The organism is Pseudomonas abyssi, assembly GCF_002307495.1.
Classification (GTDB): Bacteria; Pseudomonadota; Gammaproteobacteria; order Pseudomonadales; family Pseudomonadaceae; genus Halopseudomonas; species Halopseudomonas abyssi.
The window spans coordinates 22,624-37,179 of sequence record NZ_NTMR01000010.1 but is presented as its reverse complement, the minus strand read 5'-3'; the positions used below and the strand labels follow the sequence as shown (position 1 = coordinate 37,179).

Below are 14,556 nucleotides of genomic sequence, written 5' to 3'. Positions count from 1 at the left end.
CGGGCCAGCACCTTTCAGGCAGCTGCAAGCGACAAGCTTCAAGCTGCAAGTAAAAGCGCTGGCGCTGCCGATCTCTTCGTGAGCCTCAAGCCATAATGCGGCGCAGGCCAGCTTGCCGCTTGAAGCTTGCCGCTTGAAGCTGCCCAGCGACGGCGCAGCCGTCACTGGGCTTTACGCACCCGCAGATACCATTCCGACAACAGGCGCACCTGCTTCTCGGTGTAGCCGCGCTCGACCATGCGATGCACGAAGTCGTTGTGCTTCTTCTGGTCTTCGGTCGAGGCCTTGGCGTTGAAGCTGATGACCGGCAGCAGGTCTTCGGTGTTGGAGAACATTTTCTTCTCGATCACCACGCGCAGCTTTTCGTAGGACAACCAGCTCGGGTTCTTGCCGTTGTTGTTGGCCCGCGCGCGCAGTACGAAATTGACGATCTCGTTGCGGAAGTCCTTCGGGTTGCTGATGCCGGCGGGCTTCTCGATCTTCTCCAGCTCCTCGTTGAGCGAGGCGCGGTTGAGGATCTCGCCGGTTTCCGGGTCGCGGTATTCCTGATCCTGAATCCAGAAGTCGGCGTACAGCACGTAACGGTCGAAGATGTTCTGGCCATACTCGCTGTAGGACTCTAGGTACGCGGTCTGGATTTCCTTGCCGATAAACTCGACGTAGCGTGTGGCCAGGTATTCCTTGAGAAAGCGCAGATAGCGTTCGCTGACGTCGCTTGGAAACTGCTCCTGCTCGATCTGCTGCTCCAGCACATACAGCAGATGCACCGGGTTGGCAGCCACCTCGGTGGTATCGAAGTTGAATACCTTGGAGAGGATCTTGAAGGCAAACCGGGTCGACAGACCGTTCATGCCCTCGTCGACTCCTGCGGTGTCGCGATACTCCTGGATCGACTTGGCCTTGGGGTCGGTATCCTTCAGGTTCTCGCCGTCATAAATGCGCATCTTCGAGTAGATGTTGGAGTTCTCCGGCTCTTTCAGGCGTGACAGGACGGTGAACTGGGCCAGCATCTTCAGCGTGTCGGGCGCGCAGTGGGCGGCCGCCAGCGAGCTGTTGGTCAGCAGCTTCTCGTAGATCTGGATCTCGTCGGTGACCCGCAGGCAATAGGGCACCTTGACGATGTAAATGCGGTCAATGAACGCCTCGTTGTTCTTGTTGTTGCGAAAGCTGTGCCATTCGGACTCGTTGGAGTGGGCCAGGATCACGCCGTTGAACGGGATCGCGCCCATGCCCTCGGTGCTGTTGTAGTTGCCTTCCTGGGTGGCCGTGAGTAATGGATGCAGCACCTTGATCGGTGCCTTGAACATTTCGACAAACTCCAGCAGACCCTGGTTGGCACGGCACAGACCGCCGGAGTAGCTGTAGGCGTCCGGGTCGTTCTGCGGAAACTCTTCCAGCTTGCGAATATCCACCTTGCCGACCAGCGAGGAGATGTCCTGGTTGTTCTCATCGCCGGGTTCGGTCTTGGCGACGGCGATCTGCTGCAGCACCGAGGGGTAGAGCTTGACCACCCGGAACTGGGAAATATCGCCGTTGAACTCGTGCAGGCGCTTGACCGCCCACGGCGACATGATGCTGTTGAGGTAGCGCTGCGGGATACCGAAGTCTTCTTCCAGAATGGCGCCGTCTTCGCTGGCGTTGAACAAGCCCAGCGGCGACTCGAATACCGGTGAGCCCTTGATGGCGTAAAAGGGGACCTGTTGCATCAGCTCCTTGAGCTTTTCGGCCAGCGAGGACTTGCCGCCACCGACCGGGCCCAGCAGGTAGAGAATCTGTTTGCGCTCCTCCAGGCCCTGCGCGGCGTGTTTGAAGAAGGAGACAATGTGCTCAATGGCGTCCTCCATGCCGTGAAAGTCGGCGAACGCCGGATAGCGCTTGATGATCTTGTTGGAAAAAATCCGCGACAGGCGCGAGTCCAGTGAGGTGTCGATCAGTTCGGGTTCGCCGATGGCCATCAGCAGGCGTTCGGCGGCGGTGGCGTAAGTGGTCGGGTCGGCTTTGCACAGCTCCAGGTACTCCTGAAGGCTGTACTCTTCCTGCCGGGTGGCTTCAAAGCGGTTCTGAAAATGACTGAAAATGCTCATGACTCGACCTCGCAGCAGCTGAGGTCGCACCCACCTGTGGCGCAAGTCAGGTAGGTACAGACCCCCGGGATGAGGTCTGGCGCTTCCGGGCAGCAGCCCGCACGACGCGCTTTACCGGGCGACGGCATGTCCTGATGCGATCCCCCAAAACGCAACTGCGAGCATGGTCAGGAGTCTGTCGGAGGCGCCGGGCGGCCAATCGGTGACTGGTCGGACGGTGGATCCGGCAGGCTCCCGTGTTTATCGGAAGCCGGCAGACCGACGTTCTCTTTCTTGATTCGCCTGACCTCAGGATAGTTGCAAATACGCAGTGCAACAGAAGATTTCTCAGGAATTTTGTTGCAGGAGTGTGAATGCGAGGCTGGCGTGGCTTGGGGGCGAGTTGTTTATGTGGGTTGTGGAATGGGTTTTGGTTGCTGCGCACAAGTGCTGTTGTCATCGCGCGGTCCTGCAGTACGCAGGATCAGTGCTTCGTTGAGGATCGGGTGGGCGAGTGTGCACTGGGGTTCGTCCCGTTTACGCGGGCGAGTAGCGCAGGGCTGACGGGAAATAGGACGGCAGCATGTTTGAGGAGCGCAGCGACGAGTTCTGCCGGCCCCCGTTAGCCCGAGCAACGCAGCGAACCCGAAGGGCCGCGTAGCCGGGTGCCCCGGGGGATTGTTAAGGGGGGCTGGGCAAGCAGCCCCCCCTTAACTCGCCGTAAAAGGCGAAAGGCGGAGTCGACAGCGGCGCGATGTTGAGGCTAAAAGCAACGCGCTGAAACCTTACTCGCAGCTAACTCGCTCCGGATAGGTCTGCCGCCACAGGTCAAAACCGCCATCCAGGCTGTAGGCCTCGGCAAAGCCGATGCTGGCCAGGTAGGCGGCGGCGCCCTGGCTGGAGTTGCCGTGGTAGCAGCAGACGATCAAGGGCGCCTGTTGGTCGGCATTGGCGACGAAGTCAGCGAGGTTGTCGTTATCCAGGCGGATGGCGCCTGGAATGTGGCCAACGTCGAAGCTCTGCGGGTCGCGGATATCAACCAGCTGGGCGTTGCTGTCCAGCAACTGGCTGGCGGTGCGCGGATCGATGCGTTTGAAATCGCTCATGGTGTTCTCGCCGGGTCAGTGATCGCAGTCGCAGTGGTGCAGTTCGCGGGTGTCCAGGTTCATCAGCGTCATGCGGCTGCCCCAGACGCAGCCGGTATCCAGCGCGTGTATGCCCTGGGTGCCTGTGCGGCCTTCGATAGCGGCCCAATGGCCAAAGAGGATCTGAATGTCCGGGTCCTTGCGCGGATAGCGGAACCAGGGAGCAAAGCCCTTGGGCGTGGTGTCCAGCCCCTCCTTGGATTTGAATTCCAGGGTGCCGTCGGGTTTGCAGAAGCGCATGCGGGTCAGATAATTGGTGATCGCGCGGAGACGGTCGATGCCCTTGAGGCTGGACTTCCAGCGTGAGGGTTCGTTGCCATACATCTCGTCCAGATAGTCGGGCAGGCGCTTGTCGCTACGCAGCACTCGTTCCACTTCCTCGGCCAGCTCAAGGGTTTGCTTGACGGTCCAGATAGGCGGGATGCCGGCATGGGTCATGACAAAGCCGAGTTCAGCATCGAAGTGGGCCAGCGGCCTGCGGCGCAGCCAGTCCAGCAGGCTGTCGCGGTCGTCGGCCTTGAGTAGCGGCTTGAGGGTATCGGATTTGCGCACGCGACTGCCGTTGCGGCTGGCGGCCAGCAGATGCAGGTCATGGTTGCCGAGTACGGCGATGCAGGCGCTGTCCAGCTGCTTGAGATAGCGCAGGGTCGCCAGCGAGTCGGGGCCGCGATTGACCATGTCGCCAACCGACCAGAGCACGTCCTTTGACGGGTTGAAGTCAACCTCGGCAAGCAGGCATTGAAGGGGCTTCAGGCAGCCTTGAATGTCGCCAACGGCGTAGGTAGTCATAAGGCAGCGTCAATTCAGTGCGTGTGGCTGGGCCAGGCGAAAGCGGGCGATGGTGGCGCTGAAGCTGTGCCCGTCGCTGGCGCGCATGTCGTAACTGCCTTCCATGGTGCCCACCGGCGTCTCCAGCAGGCAGCCGCTGGTGTACGTGTGGCTGGCGCCTGGGGCGATGACGGGTTGTTCGCCGACCACACCGGGGCCGTCCACCCGTTGCTGCTTGTTGTTGCCATCGGTAATCAGCCAGTGTCGGTACAGCAGTTGGGCGTCTACACAGCCCTGGTTGGCGATGGTGATAGTGTAGGCAAAGGCAAAGCGCTTTTTCTGCGGGTCAGACTGTTCCGGCAGGTAGCGGGTCTGCACATTCACCGCGATGGCATAGTCGCTCATGCGCTGGCCGCCTGTTTGCGGGTGAGGCGGTTGGCCAGGCGGACAAAGCCGGCCAGGTCAACCTGCTCGGGACGGGTGCCCGGGTCGATGCCTTCGGCCTCGATCTCTTCAGCCGTGAGCAGCGCCTTCAGGGTATTGCGCAGGGTCTTGCGGCGCTGGTTGAAGGCGTCGCGTACCAGCACTTCCAGCACGCCTGCGTCGTCAGCCGGATGCGGCAGGGTGGCGTGCGGCACCAGGCGAACGATGGCCGAGTCGACCTTGGGCGCCGGGTTGAAGGCGCCGGGGCCAACGTCGAACAGGTGTTCTACGCGGCAGTGGTACTGCACCATGATGCCCAGACGACCGTAATGGTTCATGCCCGCGGTGGCAGCCAGACGCTGCACCACTTCCTTCTGCAGCATGAAGTGCATGTCTTCGATGCAGTCCGATTGCGCCAGCAGGTGGAACATCAGCGGGGTGGAAATGTTGTAGGGCAGGTTGCCGACCACGCGCAGCTTCTCGCCCCGGGTGGCGAGGTCGCGGAAGTTGAACTTGAGGGCGTCGCCCTTATGCAGACGGAAGCGCTCAAGGAAACCGAACTGGCCCATCAGTATCGGGTGCAGGTCCTTATCCAGCTCAACCACGTCGAGCTGTGCACCACTGGCCAGCAGACCCGAGGTAATGGCGCCCTGACCGGGGCCGATCTCGACCAGATGGTCGCTTTCGCGCGGGCGAATCGAGCGGACGATGCGGTCGATGACGCCGGCGTCATGCAGGAAGTTCTGGCCAAAGCGCTTGCGCGCCTTGTGTTGCGGAAACTGACTCATACAGCCCTCCGGGCGGCGATCATCTGGATGGCGGTATCGAGGGCAACCTGCAGGCTGCCGGGGTTGGCCTGACCCGTTCCGGCCAGGTCAAGCGCCGTGCCGTGGTCCACGGATGTGCGGATGATCGGCAGGCCCAGGGTAATGTTGACGGCGTTGCCAAAGCCCTTGTGTTTGAGCACCGGCAGCCCTTGATCGTGGTACATCGCCAGCACGGCGTCGGCCTGCTCCAGGTGCTTGGGGGTGAACAGGGTGTCGGCGGGCAGCGGGCCGATCAGGTGCATGCCTTCGGCGCGCAGGCGCTCCAGTGCTGGGATGATGATGTCCAGCTCTTCGCGCCCCAGGTGCCCGTCTTCACCGGCGTGCGGATTCAGGCCGCAGACCAGGATGCGCGGCGTGGCGATGCCGAACTTGCTCAGCAGGTCGGTGTGCAGAATGCGCATAACGCGCTCGATCAGCGGCCCGGTAATGGCGTCGGCCACCTGTCGCAGGGGCAGGTGTGTGGTCGCCAGAGCAACGCGCAGGCCGGGACAGGCGAGCATCATCACCACCTGCTCGGTGGCCGTCTGTTCGGCAAAGAACTCGGTATGCCCGGAAAAGGGCACGCCGGCATCGTTGATGATGCCCTTGTGCACCGGTGCGGTGACAATGGCGTCAAAGGTGCCGTTGAGCGCGCCGGCACCGGCCAGGCGCAAGGTGTCCAGTACGTAGGCTGCATTGGCGCGGTTCAGCTCGCCCGGGCGGCATTCGGCTGCCAGGGACACGGGCAACACGCTGAGCTGGCCGGCGGCCTGGGCCGCCGGCAGCGCGTCCGGGTCAAAGGGCTGCAGCTCAACGCGTAGCCCCAGCTGGGCGCCGCGCTGTTCCAGCAGCTGCGGATCGGCGATGACCACCCGCTCGCAGCTGGCTGGCTGCTGGGCCAGCATCAGGCACAGGTCGGGGCCGATACCCGCCGGTTCACCGGCGGTGATGGCCAGGCGTGCCGGACTCACCCGTTCTTGATCTCCACGTAGGCTTCGTCGCGGATCTGCAGCAACCAGGTCTGCAGCTCTTCTTCGTACTTGCGGCTGCGGATCAGGTTGGCAGCTTGCTGCTCACGCATCTCGTCGGTCATGTCGACGTCGCGAGTCCCCAGCACTTCCAGAATGTGCCAGCCAAACTGGCTCTGGAACGGCTGGGTGAGGGTGTTGAGCGGCGTGCTGGTGATCATCTCGCCGAACTCCGGGGTCATGGCGTCCGGTGTCACCCAGTCCAGGTCGCCGCCGTTCAGCGCGCTGCCTGGATCCTCGGAGTAGGACTTGGCCAGGGTGGCGAAGGATTCGCCATTCTGGATGCGCTCGTAGATACGCTGGGCCAGTTGGGCGGCTTCGCCGTCGGTGCGAATTTCGCTCGGCTTGATCAGGATGTGACGAACGTGGAATTCCTCGATCATCTGACCTTCACCGCCACGGCGGTCCAGCAGCTTGAGAATGTGGATGCCGGCCGGCGAGCGCATCGGCTGAGTGATGCCGCCGATCTCCAGCGCGTTGACCGCTGAGGCAAACGGGCCCGGCAGCTGGGCAGCCTTGCGCCAGCCCAGCTCGCCACCTTCCAGCGCGGTGTCACCGGCCGAACGGCTGGCGGCCAGGGTGTTGAAGTCCGCACCCTGCTGCAGCTGGTTGTAGATATCGGTGGCGGCGCGACCGACTTTCTCGACCTCGGCCTGGCTGGCGTTCTCTGCCAGCGGCAGTACGATCATCGCCAGGCGGAAATCAGCAGAAGTCTGGTACTTGCCGACCTCGGAGTTGAGGAAGTTGCGCACTTCCTGATCGCTGACCTGGATGTTGTCGCGGACCCGGCGCTGACGTACGCGGTTGATGATCATCTCGCGGCGGATCTGCTCGCGGGCCTGTTGAAAGCTGATGCCGTCGCGCTCCAGCGCGGCGCGGAACTGCTCCAGGGTGGCACCGTTGCGGGCGGCGATCTGCTGCATGGTTTGGTTCAGCGATTCGTCGTCAATCTGCATGCCGGCGCGTTCGCCCATCTGCAGCTGGATGCTTTCCAGGATCAGACGGTCGAGTACCTGGCTGCGCAGCTCGCTCTCGGCCGGCGCTTCAGCGCCGTTCTGCGCCAGTTGCTGGCGCACCGAGGCCATCCGCTCATTGACCTGGCTGGCCATGACCACGTCGTTGTCGACGATGGCGGCGACCCGGTCCAGGGGCTCGACGGCCGCCTGGCTGGTGGCGCTGAACAGGAGGCCCGCACACAGGCTGAGGGCTGTAACAAACTTAGAATGCATTATCTTCACGCTCTCTGTAACCGGGAATGCCTTCGTCGAGGAGGCTGTGTACTTCGTTGCCGCTGACACTGCCGAGGCCCTTGAGGACCACCTGCAGGAAAATGCCGCGGTTGGATTCGTCGCGGGCGACCGATTCAAACTCGTTGTAGTCAACCCAGTAGCGGTTGATCACGCGCAGTTTCCAGCAGCAGCTGTCGTACTCCAGACCACCGAAGGCTTCGAGGGTTCGATCGTCGGCAAAGTCGTGCTGCCAGCGGCCGATCAGGCTCCACTGCGGATTGAGTGGCCACATGAACGACAGGTCGGACTGGTCGATACGGCTGTCGGGGTCGTGCTGGAAGGTACCGGTCAGCGCGTTGTAGGTGTTGATGTTGTTGCGGTAGCGATAGCCCATGTTCAGCACCTTGCGTGGCTCGGGCTGGTAATGAGCGAAGACGCTGCCGGCGTCGCTGCCGCTGTCGTCCGGATCCCAGATGATGTCGCCGTTGACACGCCAGGCGTCGCTGACCCGGTACATGACCTCGGCGGCGTAGGCGGAGGATGAAGAGGTGTCGGCGCTGCGCGCGACGCCGTTGGCGTCCAGCATCTGGACTTCGCGGTCACGGAAATACAGAACCTGGCCGAAGCTGGCGCGGGCACGCTCGGTGCCATTGGACTCCAGCGCGCGGCTGGTCAGGCCCAGCGACAGCTGGTTGGCATCGGCCACGCGGTCCCGGCCGCTGAAGCGGTTGTCGCGGAACAGCGAGTTGTAGCTGAAGGTGTTCTGGTTGGTGTCGAACAGCGGCTGCTCGTCCTGGTCTTCGTGCGGCGCGTACAGGTAGAAGGCACGCGGCTCCAGGGTTTGACGCAGGCCCTTGCCAAACCAGCTGGTCTGGCGGTCGAAGTACAGGCCGGCATCCAGCGCGGCCACCGGCACGGTGCTGGACGGCGTGGTATTGGCATCGGCGTAGTTGAAGCCGTCTGCGCGGGCGTCGAAGTCCAGGTCGTAGTAGGTGGTCTGGGTGCGCACGCTGGGCGTGACAAAGGCCCAGCTGTTGCGCCAGGGGTAGCTGAGTTTGGGGCTGATGCTGACCCGGTGACCGGTGGCGCGTTGCAGGCCGGTCAGGTTTTCGTCGGGGGTCAGAATCGGGTTGCCCAGGCTGTCGAGCTGAATGCCGTCCTGGCCGGTGATGAAGCCGTCGCCCAGGTCGCGATCAAAGAAGGCGTATTCCAGGTCATAACCGAAGCGCAGGCCGGTATCGCCCAGCCAGTTGGCGCCGTCGAGGCGCAGCTGCGGCAGGCGCTCGTAAGGCGTCAGCGAGGTGATGGTGGCCAGCTCGTAGGCATGCACGCCAGCGCGGAAGCGCCAGCCGTCACCCCGGTAGGTGACGCCGGCACGCTGGTTGACATAGGTGTCTGAGCGGGCCTCCAGGGCGGTGTTCAGGTCCTGGAAGTAAAAGGGGTCGCTGATGTCGACGTACTCGACGTCGGTGCTCCAGCGGCTTTGCAGGCCGCCCTGGTGCTGCCAGCCGTAGAGCCAGCGGTTTTTGCCATATTCGCTGTCGTCCAGGAAGGCGGCGGTGAGCGTGCCCTCGTTGTCCGGCTTCATGTAGCGGAAGTCGCCCTCCATCTGCAGGCCGCGCTCGGAGAGGTAGCGCGGGTACAGGGTGGCGTCGTAGTTTGGCGCAATGTTGATGTAGTACGGCGTTTCGATCTCGGTGCCGTTGTCGGTCGAGTGACTGAAACTCGGCGGCAGCAGACCGGTCTGACGACGGTCATCAATCGGGAAGTATATATACGGCGTGTAGAACACCGGCACGTCCTTGACGCGCAGGGTGACGTGACGGGCTTCGCCCCAGCCTTTCTCGCGGTCCAGCTCAATGTCGTCGCCGTGCAGCGCCCAGCTGTTCTGGCCCGGCTCGCAGGTGGTGTAGCTGCCTTCGCTGATCACGATGATGGCGTCATCACGGCGCATCAGTTTGCTGGCGGTGCCGCGGGCACGGGCGTCATGGACGACGTACTCGACGCCGTCGATACGCGTCTCGCCGTTGTCGATGCGCATGGATGCGCTGTCGCCCAGCACCAGTACGCCCTGGTCGCGCAGGCGGACGTTGCCTTCCAGCACGGCCTGGGCATTGGCCTGGTCAAAACTGGCCTGGTCAGCGCGGGCCTGCAGGCGCCCCTGGCGCAGCAGAACGTCACCTTGTAGCACGCCGGTCTGCTTGTCCTGCTCAAAGCGACTGCTGTCGGCCGAGGCGTAGACGGGCAGTTGATCGAACGGTGTCGGGTCGTCACGGCCGGTGCGTTCCGGTTCGACATAGGCGCCGCCGCAGTAGGGCGCAATGGCGGCCTGCTGCTCAGCACTCAGCTGTTCCCGCGGGACCCAGTCCAGGCGGCTGAAGTCGGTGCTGGCGGTGGGGCGGCCGGCGCCGGTAGCGGCTGCGGCTACGACGGTCTCGCTGATCGGCGCAGGAGCTGGAGCCGGGCGCGGCGGCCGGGGCGGCAGTTCGCCGCGGGTCTGCAGGGGTTCACAAGCCCAGCTGTTGCCGGACGGGCGGCACTGTACCTGTTGATTGGCAACAGCGCTCAGTGGCTGGGCCAGCAGCAAGGAGCTGGCCAGCAACATGGGAAAAGAAGTGCGAAAGGGTGGAGTACGGTAGGCCATTATGTCGTTATCCGGGCTTCCAGTCGGTGCGTGCTCGCGACGCCTTGTGCGAGGAGAATGCAATCTGCATGCTGTGTCAGTGCAGCAAGATAACGGATAATAAAGCATTGAGCGATGCCTGAGTACGAATTGGCACGGCAACCGATAGGCGAGATTGGGATATTGATGGACTCACGACAGCAGCAGATGCAGCAATGGCTGACCCGGGCGCTGCCCCAGGCAGCGGCGACCCTGCAATGGGCCGACTTGCCCGCGGGCGAGCTGGCACCGGCCAGCGCCGATGCGAGTTTTCGCCGTTATTTTCGCTGGCAGGCGGGCGAGCGCAGCCTGATTATTATGGATGCGCCGCCGGCGCACGAGAACAGCGAGCCCTTTGTGCGGATTACCGGCTTGCTGCAGGCGGCGGGTGTGCGCGTGCCGCGTATCTTTGCCGACGATCTGGAGCAGGGGTTTCTGCTGCTCGAAGACATGGGCGCCCAGACCTATCTGCAGTACTTGCAACAGGGCGTCGGCGACGCCGAGCGCGAGCGCCTGTTCGCCGGCGCCATCGGCAGTCTGATCCGCTGGCAGCAGGCCAGTCGACCCGGTGTGCTGCCTGATTATGATGAGGCGGTGCTGCGCCGTGAGCTGGCGTTGTTTCCCGAGTGGTATGTTGCGCGGGTGCTGGCGCGCGCGTTTAGCCCCGACGAGCAGCGCCTGTGGGATGCCCTCCAGCAGTTGCTGCTGGACAGCAATCTGGGCGAGGCGCAGGTCTATGTGCACCGTGACTACATGCCGCGCAACCTGATGGTGGCGGACGGCGAGCCCGGTGTGCTGGACTTTCAGGACGCGCTTTACGGCCCGATCAGCTACGACGTGACCTCGCTGTTTGCCGATGCCTTTTACAGCTGGTCGGCTGCCGAGCGGCGCCAATGGTTGACGCGCTATTGGCAGCAGGCAGCAGCTGCCGCTCTGCCGGTGCCGGCGCAGCTGGAAAGCTTTCTGGATCAGGCCCGGCTGATGGGCGTGCAGCGCCATCTCAAGGTGCTGGGGATCTTTGCGCGCATCTGCCACCGTGACGGCAAGCCGCACTATCTGGCTGACGCGCCGCGCTTTGTCCGCTATCTGCGTGAGGCCTGTACCGAGGATGTGCGGCTGCAGCCGCTGAGTGAGCTGCTGGACAGCCTGGAGATGCCGGCGGCATGAAGGCGATGATCCTGGCGGCGGGCAAGGGCGAGCGCATGCGTCCGCTGACACTGCACACCCCGAAACCGCTGCTCAAGGTGGCGGACAAGCCGCTGCTGCAATGGCATATCGAGGCGCTGGCGGCCGCGGGCCTGCGGTCACTGGTGATCAATCACGCCTGGCTGGGTGAGCAGATCGAAGCGTTCTTTGGCGACGGTGCGGCGCTGGGTGTGGCGATCAGCTGGTCCGCCGAGGGCGAACCGCTGGAAACCGGTGGGGGCATCCGTCGCGCGCTGCCGTTACTGGGCGATGGCCCTTTTGTACTGGTCAACGGTGATGTCTGGACCCGGTTTGATTTTGCCCACCTGAGCCTGCCGCCCGGCAAGCTGGCCCACCTGGTGCTGATCGACAACCCCGCGCACAACCCGAACGGTGACTTTCTGCTGCACGACGGTGAGGTCGGTAACCCTGCGAGCGACCAGCGCGGCCTCACCTACAGCGGCATCGCGGTGTTGCACCCGGCGCTGCTGGTCGACCAGCCCGACGGGGCCTTTGCGCTAGCACCGTTGTTGCGCCAGGCGGCGGACCAGGGGCGGGTCAGCGGCGAGTACTATCGTGGCCCGTGGATCGACGTCGGCACACCCGAGCGGCTGGCGGACGCTGATCGGCAGGCGAGGGTCTGAGCATGCTCTGGCCGGTGACGGTATTGGGGGCGCTGGTGGGGGGGCTGGGCGGCGCGTTGCCCGGTGCACTGCTGGGCGCTGTGGTCGGACACGCGCTGGACCGTCACTGGCGCTTGCGGCGCTGGCGAGACCTGCCGGCCCGTCTGGCCGAGCTGCGCCTGGGTGACAGTGGTTTTGAACGCGTGCTGTTTCTCTGTCTTGGTCGCCTGGCCAAGGCCAGTGGGCGCGTCAGTCAGGCGCATCTGCAGCTGGCGCGTGATCTGATGCAGCAATATCGCCTGGATGAAGCGGCGCGACTGCGTGCCATGCGAGACTTTAACGAGGGTAAGACGGCCGGTGATCTGGCCCCTCTGGTGCGCGCTCTGCGCAAGCGCGAGCCGGCGCGCGCCGCCGAGCTGCTCGACAGCAGCTGGCGCATGGCGGTGGTCTCGGGGCAGCTGAATGAGGAGGTGCGCACTCTGCTGTTCGTCTGGGCTGGCGAAGCGGGCCTGGGGCAGGCTGAGCAGCAGCGCATGCACCAGCGCCACCAGCGAACGCAGGCGCCGCCGCGCAGTCGCTCGGCCGTCCCGCGGCAGGACGCGCTGAAGCGCGCTGCGGCGCTGCTCAAGGTTAACCTGGACGACTCGCCGGAGGTGATCAAGCGGGCCTACCGTCGACAACTCAGTCTGCATCACCCTGATAAGCTGGCCGCCCGCGGCGCGGGTCGTACCGAGCAGGGCAATGCGGGTGAGCGTATCCGCCAGATTCAGGAGGCGTACGAGCTCCTGCGTCGGCACAAGGGCTTCCGCTAACCCCCTTTTTGATGGCTGTTCTTCAGGGCGCCTCGCTCGCTTCGGGCGTGGCTTGGGCCGGCCGATAGTTGGCTTCCAGCCAGCCCTGCAGCCGCTTGGCAATCATCTCCTGCGCCACTGCCGAGCGTTGAATCGGTGCCAGATCCAGTTGTCGGTAGCGGCTGTGGCCGGCGCGTCGGGCGATGCGCAGGTGGGCTGCGGCGTGCGCCTGGCCCAGGGCGCTGCTGCTGTCGAGCATTTCGAGCATGGGCTTATCCCACCCCTCCATCAGGCTGCCAAGGCTTGGGCGCTCGGCCGCAGCGGGCTGACGCACCTCGTACAGCACCATTGCCTGCGGTGGTTGATCGTCAGGGGTGCTGTCGGTGGCCAGCAGCGCCCAGTAGCCGGCGTCGCGGCGGGCGACCAGGGTAATCTGCTCGGCGCCCTCAGCCTTCAGTACCTGCAGCGCGGCGTTGATCAGGCCGCCGGCCGCGGTGCCATAGTCCAGGCTGACGGGCGGCTCGGGTGGTGCATCAGCGGGTTCGCTACCGGCCAGCAGCGCCGGGTCGGCGGCGGGGGGCGCTTCCCCTGGCGGCTGATTGTCCGGGTCGGCAATCGGCGGGCTGATGATGGTCGGGCCGTCCGGTGCATCGGGCAGAGTAAGAGCCAGCGTGTGCCACCCGGCATCACTCAGCTGGCGGCGCGCCGGACCAATCAACTCGGGCCAGTCGGCGTGCTCACCGGAGCCGGCAATCAGCAGTACCCCGCCCAGTGGTTCAGGTCGGGCCGCTGGCAGAAACAGGCCAAACAGAGACTCGCCGTTAAACTCCAGCTGGCGTTGTTCGTCGGTCGGGATCTCGCGCTGCAGTGCGTTGCGATACTGGACGTTGCGAGACAGCGCGTCGACGCGTTCGCTCGGCGCGCTGGCCGCCGCTGCGTCCGGTGTTGGCGCAGATGGTTCCTGTGCGGCGGCGTGGCTGGCGAGGCAGAGCAGCGCGATCAGGGCTGGCAGGCGCATGGGCAGGTTCCGTCGGGCGGTTGGCAGGTTATCCGGCTGGACCGTAGACGATACGGCGCTCGGGTCTGTGCCGAGTATAACAGCGGCGGATGCGGTACACTGGCGACCTTTTCCGTGTCCGTTTTTACCGAGGTTTGTCATGCCTGATTACGCCATCGCGCCGTCCATCCTGTCTGCCGATTTTGCTCGTCTCGGAGAAGACGTCGACCGCGTGCTGGCGGCCGGCGCCGATATCGTGCACTTCGATGTCATGGATAACCATTATGTACCCAACCTGACTATCGGCCCGATGGTCTGCTCGGCGCTGCGCAAATACGGCATTACCGCACCGATCGATGTGCATCTGATGGTCAAGCCGGTGGATCGTCTGATCGGCGACTTTCTCGAGGCCGGTGCCAGCTACATCACCTTCCACCCGGAAGCCTCCGAGCACATTGATCGTTCGCTGCAGCTGATCAAGGACGGCGGCGCCAAGGCCGGTCTGGTGTTCAACCCGGCAACCTCGCTGGATGCGCTCAAGTACGTGATGGACAAAGTCGACATGGTGCTGCTGATGAGCGTCAACCCGGGCTTTGGCGGCCAGAAGTTCATCCCGGGCACGCTCGACAAGCTGCGCGAGGCGCGGGCGCTGATCGACGCCAGCGGTCGTGATATTCGCCTGGAGATCGACGGTGGCGTCAACGAACAGAACATTCGTGCTATCGCTGAAGCGGGTGCCGATACCTTTGTTGCCGGTTCGGCGATTTTCAACAAACCGGACTACAAGGCAGTGATCGACAGCATGCGTGCGGAGCTGGCGCAGGTAAAACGCTGAG

Annotated in this window: 13 protein-coding genes; 4 read left to right on the top strand and 9 right to left on the bottom strand. The window is 63.9% G+C overall.

Annotated features, from left to right (window positions below; translation table 11 throughout):
- Positions 1-161: 161 nt before the first annotated feature.
- From CNQ84_RS07995 to CNQ84_RS07960, 8 genes are all read right to left on the bottom strand, one after another.
- Positions 162-2,084, bottom strand: coding sequence for a PrkA family serine protein kinase (locus CNQ84_RS07995; protein ID WP_096004366.1), 1,923 nt, complete (start codon positions 2,082-2,084; stop codon positions 162-164).
- A 764-nt stretch (positions 2,085-2,848) separates the two neighbouring features.
- Positions 2,849-3,169 carry a thiosulfate sulfurtransferase GlpE gene (glpE, locus tag CNQ84_RS07990; protein WP_096004365.1) on the bottom strand — a complete coding sequence of 107 codons (321 nt, stop codon included), beginning with the start codon at positions 3,167-3,169 and terminating at the stop codon, positions 2,849-2,851.
- 15 nt (positions 3,170-3,184) lie between these two features.
- Positions 3,185-3,997, bottom strand: a complete 813-nt coding sequence (locus CNQ84_RS07985; RefSeq protein ID WP_096004364.1) for a symmetrical bis(5'-nucleosyl)-tetraphosphatase — start codon at positions 3,995-3,997, stop codon at positions 3,185-3,187.
- Between the two features lie 9 nt (positions 3,998-4,006).
- Complete coding sequence (gene apaG / locus CNQ84_RS07980) at positions 4,007-4,381, bottom strand: Co2+/Mg2+ efflux protein ApaG (RefSeq protein ID WP_096004363.1); 375 nt, start codon at positions 4,379-4,381, stop codon at positions 4,007-4,009.
- Positions 4,378-5,187: a 16S rRNA (adenine(1518)-N(6)/adenine(1519)-N(6))-dimethyltransferase RsmA gene (rsmA, locus tag CNQ84_RS07975; RefSeq protein ID WP_096004362.1), complete on the bottom strand. Its 810-nt coding sequence runs from the start codon at positions 5,185-5,187 to the stop codon at positions 4,378-4,380. The genes apaG and rsmA overlap by 4 nt, the downstream gene beginning before the upstream one ends.
- Positions 5,184-6,176 (bottom strand): 4-hydroxythreonine-4-phosphate dehydrogenase PdxA, encoded by a 993-nt coding sequence (gene pdxA, locus CNQ84_RS07970; protein ID WP_096004361.1) that lies wholly within the window; start codon positions 6,174-6,176, stop codon positions 5,184-5,186. Before pdxA ends, rsmA begins: the two co-directional genes overlap by 4 nt.
- On the bottom strand, positions 6,173-7,462 hold the full coding sequence (locus CNQ84_RS07965) for a peptidylprolyl isomerase (protein ID WP_096004360.1): 1,290 nt from the start codon (positions 7,460-7,462) through the stop codon (positions 6,173-6,175). The genes pdxA and CNQ84_RS07965 overlap by 4 nt, the downstream gene beginning before the upstream one ends.
- Positions 7,452-10,106 carry an LPS-assembly protein LptD gene (locus CNQ84_RS07960; protein ID WP_096004359.1) on the bottom strand — a complete coding sequence of 885 codons (2,655 nt, stop codon included), beginning with the start codon at positions 10,104-10,106 and terminating at the stop codon, positions 7,452-7,454. Before CNQ84_RS07960 ends, CNQ84_RS07965 begins: the two co-directional genes overlap by 11 nt.
- Before the next feature lie 114 nt (positions 10,107-10,220).
- On the opposite strand from CNQ84_RS07960, the gene CNQ84_RS07955 reads away from it, so the two are divergent.
- Genes CNQ84_RS07955 through CNQ84_RS07945 form a run of 3 tightly spaced genes read left to right on the top strand, consistent with a single transcriptional unit; the run spans position 10,221 to position 12,744 of the window.
- Complete coding sequence (locus CNQ84_RS07955) at positions 10,221-11,291, top strand: aminoglycoside phosphotransferase family protein (protein WP_217350073.1); 1,071 nt, start codon at positions 10,221-10,223, stop codon at positions 11,289-11,291.
- Positions 11,288-11,953, top strand: coding sequence for an N-acetylmuramate alpha-1-phosphate uridylyltransferase MurU (gene murU / locus CNQ84_RS07950; RefSeq protein ID WP_096004358.1), 666 nt, complete (start codon positions 11,288-11,290; stop codon positions 11,951-11,953). The genes CNQ84_RS07955 and murU overlap by 4 nt, the downstream gene beginning before the upstream one ends.
- Positions 11,954-11,955: 2 nt before the next feature.
- A complete protein-coding gene (locus CNQ84_RS07945; protein WP_096004357.1) occupies positions 11,956-12,744 on the top strand; it encodes a DnaJ domain-containing protein in 789 nt (262 codons plus the stop codon).
- A 22-nt stretch (positions 12,745-12,766) separates the two neighbouring features.
- Here the strand turns inward: CNQ84_RS07945 and CNQ84_RS07940 are convergent, their stop codons facing one another.
- Positions 12,767-13,741: a DUF3530 family protein gene (locus CNQ84_RS07940; protein ID WP_165771250.1), complete on the bottom strand. Its 975-nt coding sequence runs from the start codon at positions 13,739-13,741 to the stop codon at positions 12,767-12,769.
- Positions 13,742-13,880: 139 nt separating this feature from the next.
- Between CNQ84_RS07940 and rpe the strand changes: the two genes are divergently transcribed.
- A complete protein-coding gene (gene rpe, locus CNQ84_RS07935) occupies positions 13,881-14,555 on the top strand; it encodes a ribulose-phosphate 3-epimerase (RefSeq protein WP_096004355.1) in 675 nt (224 codons plus the stop codon).
- Position 14,556: the final 1 nt, after the last annotated feature.